This is a genomic window from Fictibacillus macauensis ZFHKF-1 (genome assembly GCF_000269865.1).
Lineage (GTDB): Bacteria > Bacillota > Bacilli > Bacillales > Fictibacillaceae > Fictibacillus_C > Fictibacillus_C macauensis.
Genome location: NZ_AKKV01000053.1, coordinates 38,213 through 54,674, shown reverse-complemented (window position 1 = coordinate 54,674; position 16,462 = coordinate 38,213). Strand labels below are relative to the sequence as shown.

Here is a 16,462-nt window from a genome sequence, read left to right as displayed (position 1 = left end):
TCCTAGTTTCAACCAAAATTTACTATACGAGGTTTTTGCCTTCTACCATAGAGTCTTTCGGCACAGAGTAGAGCGACCGTATGCTTTTATAAAGACAACTTTACAAACGTCTTGAGACCTATGTTCAGTTCCAGATCTTTTGTATTTCCGAGAGAAATGCCTTGTGCTCCTTACATAAGTGCTTTGTCCCTGTCCATCATTTCCTCGTTATTTCCCTATTATAAAAATGTTTCCTCAAGGAAATAAATTGAGTCTAAAGAATGATTATGTTTTTTATGTAAAGTTGCAATTTGCAATATATAATGTACATATCAACTCTAATAGATTACAATTAATGTAATAGGAACAGACAATGGAGAATCGCTCATGAACAATAAAATTAAACTAGCACGACAATCGAACATGATGACACAAGAAGAATTAGCAAGGAAAATCAACGTGACGAGGCAAACAGTTGGGTTAATCGAAAAAGGGGAGTTTAATCCGAGTTTGAAAATCTGTATAGCAATTGCAAAAGCGTTAGGTAAAACACTAGATGAACTTTTTTGGGAGGAATGATGGCCTTGAAAGCAATACTTTATTTTTTATTATCCGATGATGAATATAAAGCAAAAAAAATAACAGAGTTTTTAGCTGAATCCGCACTTTTAAACGGGATTTTGTGTTTCCTTTTTTTACTGTTGGATCGTCTGTATTCTATAGGTGAATTCGTACCAACAATCGCTTTAATGATCACGCTACTCGCCATTTCTATACTTTATGTCATCGTGCGGTACATCCTTTCAGGCATTGAATTTGCAAATGTTTTTACGAGGACCGAATTCAAGAATGAGCGCAAGCACCTTTTGTTCAAAGCCATTACGTTTTCCATTATTTTCGGAATACTAATGGTGATAGTTACAGGGGTGCCAAAAGTTGCTTTTGATGTTATTCAGCTGTGCAGCGTACCGCTACTAGCTGGTTTTCTCTTATATGCCATGAATTATGTTTCGTTAGTTATATCCTATCGAAAGAACAAATCGCTATAAAAAGCAAAAAACCTAAACGACCACAAGGGTCACTTAGGTTTTTTCTCATTACATCCACTTCACAATGTCTTCTTTTGCTTGGCGAACTTTTCCGCGATGTGGCTCTTCAGCACGGTAACCGAATGCGGCCATGACGGCAACACCGAAGTGTCCACCTTCTAGCGCGCCCGCCTCTTCTAAAATGTCATGAATTTTTTCTTGATCAAAGCCTTCAATCGGGCAAGAATCAATACCAATCATCGCAGCAGATGTCATCATGTTTCCTAGCGCAATGTACGTTTGTTTCGTAGCCCAATCAAACATGGCACGATCGTTGCCTAATAAGTTAAAGTCTGATTTTTGGAACGTTTCATAAAACGAACTTAGACGCTCGATTGCTTCTGGCGGCATATGCTTTACATCTTCCATCATGTGCTTAATGTAAGGAGAAGAATACACCATATCTTCTGCCTTACGGGCAAGAATAACAACAAAATGGCTTGCTGTTGGGAGTTGTCCTGTTGCTCCCCATGAAGAAGCTTTCATTTTTTCACGAAGCTCTTCGTTTTGAATAACTACGAAACGCCATGGCTCAAAGCCGAATGAACTTGGTGATAGGCGCGCTGTTTCTAGGATAAAATCAAAATCCTCTGCTGAAATCTTTTTCGTTGGGTCGAATGCTTTTGTCGCATGTCTATTTTGAAAAGCATCTAATACTGCTTGTTTTGTTTGTTCTTTTGATTGCATGTTATTTCCTCCTCAAAAATGATTCACATATAGTATAATACCCACTATACTTACTAAATAAAAGTACGCACATTTTTGTATGATAGTATCAATTTTTATACTATGGGAGGGAGAGCTCATGGAAGTATCTCGTGATCAACTACTGCATAACGGTTATCATTGTGCCGTAGAAGCAACGATTGATATCATCGGAGGCAAATGGAAAAGTGTTATTTTGTATCATTTGATGAGCGGCAAAAAACGCTTTAATGAGTTACGAAAACTCATTCCTGGAGTAACGCAACGGATGCTTACGTTACAGCTGCGGGAACTCGAACGCGATGGCATTATTCACCGGGAAATTTATAAACAAGTACCACCGAAAGTAGAATATTCTTTATCAGACTTTGGCGAGAGTATCGTACCCGTAATTGAACTAATGATGAAGTGGGGAAATGAACACTTAGACGATATTCTATCCGCACGTGAAAAAGCCGAAACAGAAGCAACCGAAACACCACAATTGCGGTATACTACTAAATGAATGAACGTATGCAGGAGGACATTTTTGTGGAGCAAAACAAACAAGCCTGGAATGAAAAATCATATGAAGCATGGACATATCGATTCGGAACGCCCCAACAGGCAGCCGAAAAAATAAAAAAAGATCCTACAAAACGTCTCTCTCCTCTGTATGAGTATATGGGAGACGTGTCAGGAAAAAAAATTGTGAATGTATTAGGTTCACATGGCAGTAAAGCTGTCGCGCTATCGCTGCTCGGTGCGGATGTGACGGTTATAGATTTATCAGAACCGAATAAACGCTATGCCGAAGAGCTAGCGCAAGCGGCTGGTACTTCCATTCGTTACGTTTGTAGTGACGTACTACACCTACCAACAGAAGAGCTAACTGGAGATTACGATCTCGTCCTTACCGAAAACGGTATTCTTCATTACTTTACCGATTTAGCACCGTTTTTCGCAACGATTCGCCAGCTCTTAAAGCCCGGCGGACGCTTAATTTTACAAGACTTTCACCCGATTTCAACAAAGCTTATTTCCTCACAAGGAAAAAACCAAGCATCTCGTAAGCATAAAGTGGCAGGTAACTATTTTAGTGAAGCATTAGAAACGACAGACATTTCCTATGCGAAATTTTTGCCAGAACTTCAATACGCAACCGCACAAGAACGCAAACCGTATGAAGTACAAATCCGCAAATGGACGCTCGGAGAAATTGTAACTGCGATCGGACAAGCACGTCTTCTCATTACAAACTTACAAGAAGAAGGACATGCCGGTGACTTCGACCATGGCATTCCAAAAACATTTATTATTGAAGCGGAGTGTTTGTAACATGACTACTTCGCTTTTGTATCAACCAAAATGGCGAATTATTGATCAATCGAGCTTAGGACCAAATTTTGATGCGCTGCAATCATTCGGCATGGACGATGCTCTGTGCACGACCATCGGCAGTGGCGACTCACCACCTACGATGCGCTCGTGGGTGCATCATAATACGGTCGTTCTTGGCATTCAAGATACGCGGCTGCCTCACCTGGACCGAGGGGTTCGTTCCTTACAAGAAAAAGGCTATCGCGTCATCGTACGAAATTCGGGAGGCTTAGCGGTCGTTCTTGATGAACACGTCTTAAACCTTTCCATTATTTTGCCGGAAAAAGACTTCTCCATCCAAATTGATAAAGGCTATGATACGATGGTTGAGCTTATTTCCCATATGCTTGCGCCGTACAATTTATCGTTTGAAGCAAAGGAAATTACCCATTCCTACTGTCCAGGTAGCTATGATTTAAGCGTTAATGATCAGAAATTTGCTGGCATTTCACAGCGTCGCATCCGAAATGGCGCCGCTGTGCAAATTTATTTATGCGTAAGTGGTAGCGGCTCGCAACGCGCAACAGCCATTCAAGAATTTTACCGTGAAGGGTTGCAAGGTGAACAAACGAAATTTCACTATCCTGACATCCAGCCACACGTCATGGCCTCGCTAAGCGAATTAGCGCAGCAACCTATTACCGTTCAAGATTTAATGAATCGCCTTTTACTAACCGCTAAAGCGCACAGCGAACAGCTCATCTCAGCGCCACTGTCTGTTCAAGAAATTCAACTGTTCGATTACAATTATCAACGCGTGTGGGAACGTAACGAGAAAGCGTTGGAGCGCGTGTAATCTATATGATCGTTCGTATATTCATCCCTATTTTTTACATATATTCAAAGAGAGCGGGGTATTGAATAGAGAGAAATGAGGGATGAACGGTGCTAACAGATTATATTATACGCCTGGCGCTAGCGGGTCTTTTAGGCGCAATTATTGGTTTTGAACGTGAATTTCGCTCAAAAGAAGCAGGCTTGCGCACACACTTTTTAGTAGCAGCTGGCAGTGCACTTATGATGATTGTATCTAAATATGGCTTTAGCGATATGCTTGGCGATCAGGATGTTGCACTCGATCCTAGCCGAATCGCTGCTCAAGTGGTGAGCGGTATTGGTTTTTTAGGGGCAGGAATGATTATTATTCAGCGTCAATCTGTTCGAGGCTTAACGACCGCTGCTGGCATGTGGGCCACTTCCGGCATTGGACTTACCATTGGTGCCGGTTTATATTGGGTTGGTATTTGCGCTGCAATTCTTGTGTTAATTGGCTTAGAAATACTAAGCCGTATCTTTAAAAACGACTTTTCTAAAGTGATCACACTAGAAATTGAAACACTCTCAAAAGCGACCTTAAACAACGTTATGTCTCTTCTCAAAGATTTTGATGTAGACATTGTAGGCTATTCCTACTCCAAACATGAAGAACAAGACAGTATACTCTATTCCTATGTGATTACAGGACGCCTAAAAAAACGACGCGATGAACTAACCTTACTCACAGCACTTAACGAGCTCGAAGAAACGGTATCTCTTCGCATCCTATAGAAAAAACGCGGACGATGGTTGGTCCGCGTTTTTTATGATTAATGTTTTTCAATGTCAGAGACACTTTTCAAATCAAGCTTAAAAAGCTCTTCTGCAGCTAGTGTATCCGTCTTTAATTGATTTTCAAAATTGCCTTTGCTGAAACGGACTTTAAACCCTAAACCATCATCGTAGTTCAAATAGCCATTTATGTAAGGATGGCCTTTAGCATCTCTACCGTAGCGTGTATATGTGACCGATTGAAAGCCTTTCGTATTGTAACGTACATACTTCTGAACGCGCTTCATTTGTTGGGCAAAATAACGTTCTTCCTCTTCTTTATGACCTTTTTGTCTTTGTTCTTTTTCGATTTCTGAAATAGTTTTATCGTGTTTATTTCGCATTTCCTCAATCTTTGGATGATCCGTTTCCAATTGTGATTCAAACATTTCATCGTCATTTAAAAGGACTCTAAAAACATTTTCTTTTTTATGATTAAAATAACCATTCACATAAGCAGTATGATGGTCAGTCGTACCATATTCTCTAAAAGTAACAGCAGTAATACCTTTAAAATTGCCTTCAATATACTTTCGTATGCGTTTTTTTTGCTCCGTAAAATAGTGCTCTTGTTTTTCTTTATAGCCCTTTTGCATTTCTTCTTTTTCAATTTCGGTTATAGATTTAGAACGAAGCTTGATATACGTCTCTAATTCTCCCCCATAAAACAAATGGTCCCCAAAGTCTTCTCCAAAAACAGACACATCAAAGGTAAGGGTTTTATTATTATTAATGTAGCCACTAATCCGAGGACCAACGAATGGATTGTTGCTTCGATCCGTAAATGTAATGGATTTAACATTTTTCAAATTATGATGAATATATTTTGCAACACGTTGTTCCTGTTTTTCAAAAAAAGTTTTCTCTTCATAATAATGAGCAACGTAAGCGATGACACCAATAACAAGAAAAAAAGCGAATGCTGATAAAATTAACCTTTTTTTCATTTCATACTCCCTTTAAATATTATCCTTCACTTTACATTTAAACGAAATATATCATAAAAATGGTAAAATTATAAATAGTTAAATACTACCTTATTATAGGACAGGAGGATGCTTTTATCATGCTCATAAAACGGATACAATGCACGGTTACGCATGCTCAAAAACACGTTTTTTTCGAAGCACAAAAACAATGGCACATTTTAAGTAAGGTGGATGGGTTTTGCGGGCAAACAGGGGGTTGGTATGAAGAAGATCCCTTAAGCGCTGTTATTTATGCGTTCTGGGAAAGTGCTGATTATTATAACGATTTTATGAAGCACGTTCATGATGAGATTTTTGCAAATGCTAAGCAAGTACAAACGTTTACTAAGATCAACGTTACTTTATATGAGTGTAGCTCCTTGAACCTTCATCACATATTACGTGCGACTTTTTTGCATGAACAGGAAGGAATTGCTGCAACAGCAGACAACATCCGATTACAGCCGCTTAAAGAAACAGACCGCGCGCTTACGCTATCATTTGATCAACACGCCCACGGCACCATTACGCTTGAAGAAGCCTGGCAAGTTTACAAAAAAGAAAGCACAGTGTGAAATGCTCACGCTGTGCTTTTTCTTTTCTATTATAGAGCTTGCATCGCTGTGATTAGCGCAAGCTTGTACACATCTTCTTCATTACAGCCGCGAGATAGGTCATTCACTGGCATGTTCAATCCTTGAAGAATCGGTCCGATTGCTTCATAGCCACCAAGACGTTGAACCATTTTGTAGCCAATGTTACCTGTTTCAAGACCAGGGAAGATAAATACGTTGGCTTCACCTTTTAACGGTGATTCTGGCGCTTTCTTTTGAGCTACAGACGAAACGAAAGCAGCATCGAATTGCAATTCACCATCAAATGGGAAGTCAGGATTCATATCTGCTAACAGCTCTGTTGCTTTGACAACTTTTTCTGTTTCCTCTGAGGAAGCAGAACCTTTTGTAGAGAAACTTAATAGCGCCACTTTCGGATCAATATCAAAAACGCGCGCTGTTTCTGCACTCACTAAAGCGGATTCAGCCAAATCTTCGCTCGTTGGCGCAATGTTAATTGCACAATCGGCAAATACGTATTTTTCATCGTTCTTCACCATAATAAACGCACCTGACGTCTTTTTGATTCCTGGTTTCGTTTTAATGATTTGTAGCGCTGGTCGAACTGTATCTGCTGTTGAATGTGCCGCTCCGCTTACAAGACCATGTGCTTTGTTTGTATACACAAGCATCGTACCGAAATAGTTGCCATCTAGAAGAATTTTTCTTGCTTGCTCTTCTGTCGCTTTTCCTTTACGACGTTCGACGAATGCAGCAACCAATTGATCAAACTCACTGTACGTTGCTGGATCAATAATCTCAACCTCACCAAGAGTAACACCTGCATCGGTAGCTTTTGCTTGTACGTCTGCTTCATTACCAATGAGAATTGGCTTTAAAATTTTCTCAGCTGCTAAACGTGCTGCTGCCGCTAAGATGCGCTCGTCTGTTCCTTCAGGAAAAACGATCGTCGGTTGTTCTTTTTGAACCTTGTCTTTTAATGCTGTAAATAAATCGCTCATGCGAAAATCCTCCTCATACACTCATTCCCTACTAGGGTACTCCTTTTCGTCCCCCTTTTAAACCTATAGTCTGTTTTGAAAGCGCTTGAGATGAAAAGTTGTTATTTTCCGAAAATAGATTAGGTTATTTTATCCTTTTTATGAAACTTTTTATACATCCCTTCCGTACATACTCGTAGTACAAAAAGGAGGCTTTCTTATGTCTATTTTAAATAAAATGCTAGCTAGTGTTGGAATCGGCGCAGCAAAAGTGGATACTTTACTCGAAAAAGAGCAATACATGCCAGGAGAAATGATTGCTGGGAAAGTGATGATTTATGGAGGAAAAGTGGCGCAGCCAATTGAAGGCATCTCGCTTTTTCTCATGTGTAACTACATACGGGAAGTAGATGATCACAAGCATCATGTAAAAGCTGTACTTGCAGAATTCGAAGTTGCCGGTAGCCATACGATTGCTAGTGAGGAAACGAAAGAGATTGCCTTTTCCTTTCGTTTACCTTACAACCTTCCTTACAGCATTGGCCAAACACAAATTTGGCTACAAACGGGCGCAACTATTAAAAACGCACTAGATCCACAGGATAAAGATTACCTCGCTATCCATCCCGACCGTCCCATCCAGAATGTAATGGAAGCGATTGAAGGGCTTCAATTTAGCTTGCGAAAAGCGACATGTCAGGAACGTAAACATCCGCGCCGCTACCCGCTGCCGTTTCAACAAGAATTTGAATACATTCCAACGGGCGGAATGTACCTCAACCGTCTTGATGAATTAGAAGTCATTTTCCAATACAACGGGCAATCACTTGATCTTATGCTGCAAATTGATCGCAAAGGATTTGGATTCAGCGGAATGATTGCCGATTCACTTGACCTTGATGAAACCTATGTTTCTATTCATTTTACGGCTGAAGAACTTCACAATTCTTCCCTAGTAGCGACTAAAATTGCGAACGTCCTTCAGCAGCACGTCTAACAAGGAATGTGATATAGTAAAGAAGGATTTATAGTATTGATTTTAGAAGGAGTGACGATTCATGAGTGAAGCAGCAGTAACGCTTGAAGGATGGTATTGTCTACACGATTTCCGCAAAATGGACTGGGCAGCTTGGAAGGCTGTGTCGAGTGAAGAACGCGAACATGCCATTCACGAATTTTTAGGATTTTTGGAAAAATCGGAAGGTGTGCAAGCGCGCAAAGAAGGTAGCCATGCCCTCTATTCAATCGTCGGGCAAAAAGCCGACTTCATGCTTATGCTTCTACGTCCTACGTTAGAAGAAGTAAATGAACTTGAAAATGCTTTTAACAAAACATCCTTTGCACAATTTACAATTCCAGCTTATTCTTACGTTTCCATCGTAGAGTTAAGCAATTATAATCCATCGAATGACGTGGATCCAGAAACAGATCCAATGATTCAAGGGCGCTTGAAGCCAGAACTTCCACAATGGAAGCATGTTTGCTTCTATCCAATGGACAAGCGTCGCGAAGGCAACGATAACTGGTATATGCTTCCGATGGAAGAGCGCAAGAAAATGATGTACAGCCATGGCATGATTGGCCGTAGCTATGCGGGCAAAGTCAAACAAATCATTACAGGCTCCGTTGGTTTTGATGATTGGGAATGGGGCGTAACGCTGTTCGCAAACGATGCTGTTCAATTTAAGAAACTCGTGTATGAAATGCGCTTTGACGAAGTAAGTGCACGTTACGGAGAGTTCGGTTCTTTCTATGTAGGAAACTTCCTGCCAAAAGAAAACGTAGCAAACTTCCTTCACGTATAAAGATTCAATCTCTTTAAAAATGACTTTATCATCAATTTTGGTGATAAAGTCATTTTTAATGTGTAGCGTATGTATGTAGCCCTGGAATGAAGCGAAAATTCGAGTAAGTACACGCCGGCGTGCAGAGCGCGGCGGTTCGCGCGCAGGGGCCTTCGATTCGCGCGCAGACCATGTCCGTTCACGCGCAAGAGACCTTGGTTCGCGCGCAGACCATGTCCGTTCGCGCGCAAGAGCTTTCGATTCGCGCGCAGACCATGTCTGTTCGCGCGCAGGGGTCTTCGATTCGCGCGCAGACCAGACAAATCGCCTCCAACAATGTATGTACGGGATGAAAAATAGAGCAAATTAAGAGATAATCTCGTAAATGTCCTCAAAAATGAGAAAAAATAGCGTTAAAACTCTTCAAAGATCTCGAAAAGAGTGAAGCGCGCAAGAGACCTTGAATGCGTCACAAAACAGAGGCAGCATTGTGTCCACATTCCTTTTTATATGATTAATCCTCCCATATAACCCTTCTTACTACTAGGTGCATCTAGGCTCCTTCCAAAACTCAATCTTTTTTGGTCTAAGCCCTCACCATTGCTCATATGATAGCATTGTAGATTTTTGGGCTACTAACCCATTCATTTACAGACAGGATGGTAAGCCTTAAGAATTTGGAGGGCTGTTCGGAATGCAGCCGGCGGCCACAATGCGAAGTAAACACCTAATTATAGGCGCTAAGGGGGATTTAAAATCATGTCAGAAAATCAATCAACACCACCAAGCCAAGCTTCCGGAGGAGGACCTCCTTATTACGGTAGCCGAGCGAATTCTGGGCAGCAATCTATGATGCCATCATCTGGTGGTCAAATGATGATGCCATCAATGGGCATGCAGCCTTCTTCTCAAATGGGGCAGATGGGGCAAACAAGCCAAATGCCGCAAATGCCACAAATGTCACCAATGATGATGCCGATGGGGGGACAGCAACAACAACAAGACCTTGCTGTTCCTGGACAGCTCCCGATTGAGCAATCGTACATTGAAAATATTTTACGAATGAACAAAGGAAAAGTAGCAACCATTTATCAAACATTTGAAGGTAGTGATAAGTGGAATTCAAAAGTGTTTCGCGGTGTCATTGAAGCCGCAGGACGCGATCATATTATTTTAAGCGATCCTCAAACCGGAAAACGTTACGTTCTGCTCATGGTTTTTGTGAATTATATTTCGTTTGATGAAAAAATTAACTACTCTCCTGATTATCAAGGTCCACCAATGACTACGTATAGTCCAAGATAAATGCAAGGGCTCCTTTTACAAAAAAGGAGCCCTGTTCTTTACATATGCTTTACAGCCGCCACAATAAACAACACCCAACCAACAATAAAGGCGACGCCTCCAAGTGGGGTAATCATGCCGAGCTTTGTAATGCCTGTTGTGCTTAAAATGTATAAGCTTCCGGAAAATAAAATAATACCGATGACCATTAACCAGCCTGACCATACGAGGGAACTTGGTGTTCCTATTTTCATTGCTAGAAATCCAACGGCTAAAATACCGAGCGCATGATACATATGATACTGTACACCTGTTTTGTAAACTTCAATCATTTTTGCTGATAATTTACCTTCTAGCCCATGTGATCCAAAAGCTCCGAGGGCAACGGCAAGAGCACAAAATAATGCGCCTAATATGAAAAAAATCTTCACGTCACTTCACTCCTTCTCTTTTCTTTTATCATAACAGAAAGTGAAGGTTCGTTTAACGAGCTGTTATGAAATGTCTACGACAATCAAAAAAACACCTCTCCTAAAAAAGGGAAAGGTGACTAGGCTCCACTTATGATACATCAGATGCTTTTAACTTTTCTTGTTCATAGGCATCGATTCGTGCTTTGTATTCTGCTACTTTTTTCTCTAGAGCCTCTGTGTTTCGCCACTCCTTGCGCATGGAGCGGATGATGGCTTCTAAGCTTTGAATTCTTTTTTCAAATTGAAGCATTAAATAGCCAGCCAAAATGACCGGAAACCCAACATTTCCAAGGAGATTGACAAGCCCTAACCATTCATTAGCACCGTTCACTACACATCTCCCTCACTTTTTGTTAAAATTTACGAACAAATGTTCGTAATAACAGTATACCCTGTCCTTCCCTTTTTTACTATCTTTCGTTTGTTCTTTCTTGAAAAATATGACAAATGAACTAGTGCTCTTTCGCTTATTTACCAGTAATGACTATAGGCTTATTTCCCAACAGGCGAAAAAAATAGCCAATCAACTCACTTTATGAGTTAATCGGCTACTTCATATTATGACATGTTCGGAATTTTTAACGTAAATGTACTGCCTACGCCTTCTCTCGATTGTACTTCAAGCGTTCCAGAAATAAGTTCAGCTAACTCTTTTGAGATGGCTAACCCTAAACCTGAGCCACCGAATTGTTGATTTCGAGATTTTTCCACACGATAAAATCGTTCGAAAATAAACGGTTGTTGATTTTCGGGAATGCCAATCCCTTCATCTTTGACAGAAAAGACCGTATTCATTTTATCACTTGTTACTGATAGTGAAAGGGACGTTCCCGATTCAGAGAATTTAAGCGCATTGCCGACTAAATTATAAAGAATGCGCTGTATACAGGTTTTGTCCGTATAAATAGATGTAACACTAGGATCTACATGAACGGAAACGGAGCGATTTTCTCGTGAAATTTGTGCTTCAAAACATTGTAACGTATCAACGACTAATTGATCGACCATGATCGTTTCTGGAGAAAACGGTATGTTGTTTTGATCAATGGAAGCAGCCTCTAATAGTTCATTTGCAAAAGAGGCAATCCGATCTGACTGTTTATTAATCGTTTGTAGGTAATGCAACACGTCTTCGGGCTTTGTGACCACACCATCTATTAACGCCTCAGAATACGAACGAATGGATGCGATTGGTGTTTTAATGTCATGCGATAAATTAGCAATCAGTTCCGCACGACGACGCTCTTCTTCTTTTAAATCTTCAATTTTCCCTTTGATTTCTCGGCCCATATCTTGCAAGGACTGCGCTAACTCTTGCACTTCACGCGTATGACCTTTCGTTAACGGCTGTTGATAGTTACCTCTAGCAATTTCTCGGCTTTGAATGGTTAAATTTAAGATGGCATTGGATAGCGGAAATACAAAAAAGGCGTTGATTGCTAGTGTTAGTACACTAGAAGTCAACGTAATCACCATCGCGGTGTAGAATTTAGATTCGTTTAGAAACATTTGCTTATACGCCAAAAAGAGGGTAAGCAAAACGATAGCGAGACTAATCAAATATGATAACAGAATCGCTGGTTTTAATTTCATGCTTCCCCATCTCCTTTAAACTGATAGCCTAAGCCCCAGATGGTCTTAATGACGATTTGTTCATCATCCGCAGCAGCCATTAATTTTTCACGCAAATGATGGATATGAACATTAACAGTATTTGCATCTTCATAATAATCGTAGCCCCATACTTTTTCTAACAGCTCCGATTTAGAAATGACGCGATGCTTCTCTTTCACTAAAAACCATAGCAAATCAAATTCTTTATTGCGAAGATCAAGCGATTTACCGTTCACTTTTGCCATGCGATCCTCATTATTTAAGTACAGAGAACCTTCTTCCAAAACCGCTTGCGGAGAAGCGCTTTGTGTATTCGATCGCTTTAAAATATTTTTAATACGCAGAACGAGCTCTCGAGGACTAAATGGCTTTGTCATATAATCATCGGCCCCGAGTGTTAACCCGTATAACGTATCTTTTTCTTGATTTAATGCTGTTAAATAAAGAAAAGGAATATCATAGCCTTGTTGATTTAGTGACTCAACAAGCTGATAGCCATCCTTTTGTGGCATCATAATATCTAATACCATAAAGTCAATTGCTTCAGTTAGAACAATTTGCTCCGCATCTGCCCCGTTGTTAGCAACAAATACTTTGCATCCTTCCCGCTCTAAATAAAGCTTACACACATCAACAATTGGTTGTTCATCATCTGCAATTAGTACAGAAAACATTCCTCATCACGTCCTTACATCCATCATGTCCTTGCTTGATTTTCGTTTTTTACATATGAAGCGCCCTGTGCTGATCAATGCCGTGTATGGTAAAGCAACTAAAAGAATGGTCGCAAACAAAATTTGAGTAGGATACGTGAAAATCATATCGCCTAAAATGTAGTTTACGTTCACAAAAATCGACATGACGAGTGCTGGTGTAATGAATAAACCAATGAGTAAGCCTACACCAATCAGCAGCTCTCCCCAAGGTATTATGATATCAAATAGCGATGAATAAGGGGATACTACATTAGCAAAAAATTCTTTAAACCATTCTGGTGAGTCGGTATTTTGTGCAATAACCGGAATTAACGATTCTACGCCAAAACCACCTGTAAGCTTCTCATAACCAGATTGAATCCACATAAAGCCAAATACGATACGAGCAATACTAAAAACAAACCCCAAAACCATATGAACCCATTTCATGATTTAGTCTCTCCTTTTAAAAAGGTACCATACAAGCTCGGGTTGCATGGTACCTTCCATTGTTATCGGTTTTTGTACCGACTATTTTAAATCTGCTGCTCCAAATGTAACGTGTGCTTTGTCACAGTAAACGATCACAGAGTCATATTCACTTAAGTTTGCATCTTTCAAATCAAATGTTTGCTCAGATTTTTTCAAATCGATTGCACCAAGACGCTTTCCAGTTTTCACATCTTTCCCTTTTGTAAGGTAAATGTGAAGATCTGGGCCTTTTGCTGTTTTGAAGTTTGTAAGCATCACTTTACCGTCTTTAATCGTTACGTCACCTTCAGATTTCGCTTTGCCTTCACCTGTTAATTTGCCCATTTTTACTTCAGGGTCTGCTTTTAAGTCAGCTGCACCAAATTGAACGTGTGCTTTGTCACAGTAAACAACGACAGAATCATATTCGCTAACGTCTGCTCCTTGAAGATCAAATGTTTGTTCAGACTTTTCAAGGTCAATAGCGCCAAGACGCTTTCCTTTTTTCACGTCATTTCCTTTTGTAAGGTAGATGTGAAGATCTGGACCTTTTGCTGTTTTGAAGTTTGTTAGCATAAGCTTACCGTCTTTAATCGTTACATCGCCTTCAGACTTATCTTTGCCTTCACCTTTAAGAACGCCTGTCACAAGTGCTGTACTTGCTTTCATATCTTTCATGTCTTTCATGTCTTTCATGTCGTTACTTTTTGCTTCTTGCATTGTTTTCTCTGCAGAAGACTCTTTCTTCATATCGTTGTTACCTGTGCTACAACCTGCAAGAAAAGCGGATAGTGCTAATGCACCTGTGAATGTTAAAATCGTTTTTTTCAATCTAATCATCTCCTAATGAGTTTTTTTAAAAGTAAGTTGTCTTGCTTGTGACTTTATCTTATCTAATCACCCGGGAAATTAACATTAACCTCGGCTTAACCTTTTCTTAAATAACTCTTAACCAAAAAGCTGGAAATATTAAAAGCAACCTTCATACTCCATAAAAAAAGGCTCCCACCCCTGTTGTACCAGGAATGAAAGCCTTTTAATAATTGCTTCGTTAAAAATCAAATATAGAATCACCATTACCGTCTTCCTCTGCATATGGGACCGCTGGTTTTTGAACAGGGGACGATTTTGGAGCCTGTGTAAAGGATGGTGGAGCGGAAATAGAAGCTTGCGGTAACTGCATCTCTCCTGCACTGCCGCTGTCTGACAGCAGCAAAACATCCGTTAGTGCTTTAATCGACGCTGCATGCTCTTTTATTTTCGGCGACCCTTCAGGAAGCTGCTTTAACTCAGTCACATGCTTCTCCATTAATTGAAGAATATGACGAACAGAAATACTCATGATTGAAGTCTCCTTTAAATGTTCTTCTATGTATCATATCATAAAAAAACGCACAAAAAGAAGCCCATAGACGGTCGACACGTCCACAAGCTACAACGGTTTCCGAACATACTTCTTCTTATTACACACCGTATCATGGTGATCCAGGCCGTGATACAGTATGAATAAGCCATTTAATCACTCTTTTCGATCTACCGGTAGACTTCGGTTCATTCATTTCTTTCAACACGACTAAGTAATACTTAGCCATTCTAAGAAGTATCATTCACCCTCTCCCCTCACCTAAAATGATGTTGGTCATCCTTCCGAATAGAACAGACGTTAAGACGTATCTAGCCACTTCAATCGACGCTTTCTAACGAATCCTCCTGTAATGAACGGCCGAAAAAAACGCTTCTTCTTTCTCTCCCGATACTCTACCAGTGACGTTACCACATTGCGTTCTTTCTTCTGAACAACTTCAATCGGTTCTTTCTTGCTCATAAAAAGTCCCGCCATTCGGTGGTACATAGCATGTAATACAAACATAACAATTGCCGTTAATTGCACCCACTGATCTGTTGCCATCGAAATCTTCCCCCTTAAAAAATAGGATTTAGTGACCATTTATATAAACAAAAAATGAGCTTGTCCGAACTTTCCCCCTTCCTTCCTGACGTAATCGTTAGTTACCAACTCATCATTGTATGCTTTTCATACGTTGATTATACGAGCTGCAAAGAGAGATGTTTGTCACAATACGCTTTTCTTTCTATGTTTTTTCCTACATTTCTTTGCCTCATCCTACAAAATACGTGACCATTTATCTCATCCTAAGGAATACACCTCTTTTCTGTTCTCTTTTTTTAGCGAGATAACGCCCCTTTCGTCTAATCTTTTCTAGAATGATTTTGCATCTCGCGAAAAATTCGATAAAATAAAAGAAGTAAATAGGAAAGGAATGAAAACGAATGGCTGTATTAGATGAGATTCTCGCATTCAACGAACAATTCGTTGCAAACAAAGAATATGAGAAATATACAACTACCAAGTTTCCTGAAAAGAAGCTTGTTATTATTTCATGTATGGATACACGGTTAACAGAGCTATTGCCACAAGCAATGAACGTGAAAAATGGTGATGTTAAAATTATTAAAACCGCAGGTGCTATTATTTCTCACCCATTTGGCAGTGTTATGCGTAGCATTCTCGTAGCTATTTATGCTTTAAAAGCAACAGAAGTTTGTGTAATTGGTCACTATGACTGTGGAATGGCTGGTCTCGATTCCGAAGCCTTTATCCAAACGATGAAAGAAACTGGTGACATTTCTGATGATACGCTCAATACATTAAAGTATTCTGGAATGGACTTAAACAACTGGTTAAAAGGCTTTAATCGTGTAGAAGATGCGGTCGTTGATAGTGTAAACATGGTCAAGCAACACCCGCTTTTACCAAAGCATGTGCCTGTTCATGGTCTTGCGATTGACCCGGCAACTGGAAAACTCGATTGCATAGTAAATGGCTATTAATATGAAAAAACGCGATGTGAAGGCAACTTCTTCACATCGCGTTTTAC

The 16,462-nt window shown here is 40.1% G+C and carries 22 protein-coding genes and 1 pseudogene; 11 read left to right on the top strand and 12 right to left on the bottom strand.

Annotated elements, in window-relative coordinates; genetic code table 11:
* The first annotated feature begins 366 nt into the window (after positions 1-366).
* Both A374_RS19275 and A374_RS19270 read left to right on the top strand, forming a co-directional pair.
* Positions 367-558 carry a helix-turn-helix transcriptional regulator gene (locus A374_RS19275; protein WP_007203933.1) on the top strand — a complete coding sequence of 64 codons (192 nt, stop codon included), beginning with the start codon at positions 367-369 and terminating at the stop codon, positions 556-558.
* A 5-nt stretch (positions 559-563) separates the two neighbouring features.
* Positions 564-1,028 carry a hypothetical protein gene (locus tag A374_RS19270; protein ID WP_156793287.1) on the top strand — a complete coding sequence of 155 codons (465 nt, stop codon included), beginning with the start codon at positions 564-566 and terminating at the stop codon, positions 1,026-1,028.
* A gap of 48 nt (positions 1,029-1,076) precedes the next feature.
* Here A374_RS19270 and A374_RS19265 read toward each other — a convergent pair whose 3' ends face one another.
* Positions 1,077-1,754: an NAD(P)H-dependent oxidoreductase gene (locus A374_RS19265; RefSeq protein ID WP_007203931.1), complete on the bottom strand. Its 678-nt coding sequence runs from the start codon at positions 1,752-1,754 to the stop codon at positions 1,077-1,079.
* 118 nt (positions 1,755-1,872) lie between these two features.
* On the opposite strand from A374_RS19265, the gene A374_RS19260 reads away from it, so the two are divergent.
* The 4 genes and pseudogenes from A374_RS19260 to A374_RS21215 form a co-directional block, all read left to right on the top strand.
* The gene (locus tag A374_RS19260; RefSeq protein ID WP_007203930.1) at positions 1,873-2,277 is read left to right on the top strand and encodes a winged helix-turn-helix transcriptional regulator; all 405 of its coding nucleotides are present in this window, start codon (positions 1,873-1,875) and stop codon (positions 2,275-2,277) included.
* 26 nt (positions 2,278-2,303) lie between these two features.
* Positions 2,304-3,089, top strand: a complete 786-nt coding sequence (locus tag A374_RS19255) for a class I SAM-dependent methyltransferase (protein ID WP_007203929.1) — start codon at positions 2,304-2,306, stop codon at positions 3,087-3,089.
* Between the two features lies 1 nt (position 3,090).
* Positions 3,091-3,927: an octanoyl-[GcvH]:protein N-octanoyltransferase gene (gene lipL / locus A374_RS19250; RefSeq protein WP_007203928.1), complete on the top strand. Its 837-nt coding sequence runs from the start codon at positions 3,091-3,093 to the stop codon at positions 3,925-3,927.
* 89 nt (positions 3,928-4,016) lie between these two features.
* Positions 4,017-4,434 (top strand): annotated as a pseudogene (locus A374_RS21215) (MgtC/SapB family protein); the annotation flags it as partial.
* A 283-nt stretch (positions 4,435-4,717) separates the two neighbouring features.
* On the opposite strand, the gene A374_RS19695 reads toward A374_RS21215, so the two are convergent.
* Positions 4,718-5,665, bottom strand: coding sequence for a DUF1433 domain-containing protein (locus A374_RS19695; protein ID WP_007203926.1), 948 nt, complete (start codon positions 5,663-5,665; stop codon positions 4,718-4,720).
* 119 nt (positions 5,666-5,784) lie between these two features.
* Between A374_RS19695 and A374_RS19690 the strand changes: the two genes are divergently transcribed.
* Complete coding sequence (locus A374_RS19690) at positions 5,785-6,261, top strand: DUF4937 domain-containing protein (RefSeq protein WP_007203925.1); 477 nt, start codon at positions 5,785-5,787, stop codon at positions 6,259-6,261.
* Positions 6,262-6,290: 29 nt separating this feature from the next.
* Here A374_RS19690 and pta read toward each other — a convergent pair whose 3' ends face one another.
* The gene (gene pta, locus A374_RS19230; RefSeq protein WP_007203924.1) at positions 6,291-7,262 is read right to left on the bottom strand and encodes a phosphate acetyltransferase; all 972 of its coding nucleotides are present in this window, start codon (positions 7,260-7,262) and stop codon (positions 6,291-6,293) included.
* 199 nt (positions 7,263-7,461) lie between these two features.
* Between pta and A374_RS19225 the strand changes: the two genes are divergently transcribed.
* From A374_RS19225 to gerQ, 3 genes are all read left to right on the top strand, one after another.
* Complete coding sequence (locus tag A374_RS19225; RefSeq protein ID WP_007203923.1) at positions 7,462-8,238, top strand: sporulation protein; 777 nt, start codon at positions 7,462-7,464, stop codon at positions 8,236-8,238.
* A gap of 61 nt (positions 8,239-8,299) precedes the next feature.
* Positions 8,300-9,046, top strand: a complete 747-nt coding sequence (gene hemQ, locus A374_RS19220; protein WP_007203922.1) for a hydrogen peroxide-dependent heme synthase — start codon at positions 8,300-8,302, stop codon at positions 9,044-9,046.
* Positions 9,047-9,784: 738 nt separating this feature from the next.
* Complete coding sequence (gene gerQ, locus A374_RS19215) at positions 9,785-10,330, top strand: spore coat protein GerQ (protein ID WP_007203921.1); 546 nt, start codon at positions 9,785-9,787, stop codon at positions 10,328-10,330.
* 38 nt (positions 10,331-10,368) lie between these two features.
* On the opposite strand, the gene A374_RS19210 is transcribed toward gerQ, so the two are convergent.
* The 9 genes from A374_RS19210 to A374_RS19175 all read right to left on the bottom strand — a co-directional run bounded on the left by A374_RS19210 (position 10,369) and on the right by A374_RS19175 (position 15,471).
* Positions 10,369-10,740 carry a DUF423 domain-containing protein gene (locus tag A374_RS19210; RefSeq protein ID WP_007203920.1) on the bottom strand — a complete coding sequence of 124 codons (372 nt, stop codon included), beginning with the start codon at positions 10,738-10,740 and terminating at the stop codon, positions 10,369-10,371.
* Positions 10,741-10,870: 130 nt separating this feature from the next.
* Positions 10,871-11,113 carry a YvrJ family protein gene (locus A374_RS19205; protein ID WP_007203919.1) on the bottom strand — a complete coding sequence of 81 codons (243 nt, stop codon included), beginning with the start codon at positions 11,111-11,113 and terminating at the stop codon, positions 10,871-10,873.
* A 227-nt stretch (positions 11,114-11,340) separates the two neighbouring features.
* Positions 11,341-12,375, bottom strand: coding sequence for a sensor histidine kinase (locus tag A374_RS19200; protein WP_007203918.1), 1,035 nt, complete (start codon positions 12,373-12,375; stop codon positions 11,341-11,343).
* Positions 12,372-13,070 carry a response regulator transcription factor gene (locus A374_RS19195; protein WP_007203917.1) on the bottom strand — a complete coding sequence of 233 codons (699 nt, stop codon included), beginning with the start codon at positions 13,068-13,070 and terminating at the stop codon, positions 12,372-12,374. Before A374_RS19195 ends, A374_RS19200 begins: the two co-directional genes overlap by 4 nt.
* A 6-nt stretch (positions 13,071-13,076) precedes the next feature.
* Positions 13,077-13,541, bottom strand: a complete 465-nt coding sequence (locus A374_RS19190) for a DoxX family protein (RefSeq protein ID WP_007203916.1) — start codon at positions 13,539-13,541, stop codon at positions 13,077-13,079.
* Positions 13,542-13,622: 81 nt separating this feature from the next.
* Positions 13,623-14,402: a DM13 domain-containing protein gene (locus A374_RS19185; RefSeq protein ID WP_040340770.1), complete on the bottom strand. Its 780-nt coding sequence runs from the start codon at positions 14,400-14,402 to the stop codon at positions 13,623-13,625.
* 211 nt (positions 14,403-14,613) lie between these two features.
* A complete protein-coding gene (locus A374_RS19180; RefSeq protein ID WP_007203914.1) occupies positions 14,614-14,904 on the bottom strand; it encodes a YwdI family protein in 291 nt (96 codons plus the stop codon).
* A 133-nt stretch (positions 14,905-15,037) separates the two neighbouring features.
* Positions 15,038-15,169 carry a hypothetical protein gene (locus A374_RS21345; protein ID WP_274517071.1) on the bottom strand — a complete coding sequence of 44 codons (132 nt, stop codon included), beginning with the start codon at positions 15,167-15,169 and terminating at the stop codon, positions 15,038-15,040.
* Positions 15,170-15,225: 56 nt separating this feature from the next.
* The gene (locus A374_RS19175; RefSeq protein ID WP_007203913.1) at positions 15,226-15,471 is read right to left on the bottom strand and encodes a hypothetical protein; all 246 of its coding nucleotides are present in this window, start codon (positions 15,469-15,471) and stop codon (positions 15,226-15,228) included.
* Between the two features lie 383 nt (positions 15,472-15,854).
* Here A374_RS19175 and A374_RS19170 point away from each other — a divergent pair, with 383 nt between their 5' ends.
* A complete protein-coding gene (locus A374_RS19170) occupies positions 15,855-16,415 on the top strand; it encodes a beta-class carbonic anhydrase (RefSeq protein ID WP_007203912.1) in 561 nt (186 codons plus the stop codon).
* Positions 16,416-16,462 lie beyond the last annotated feature (47 nt).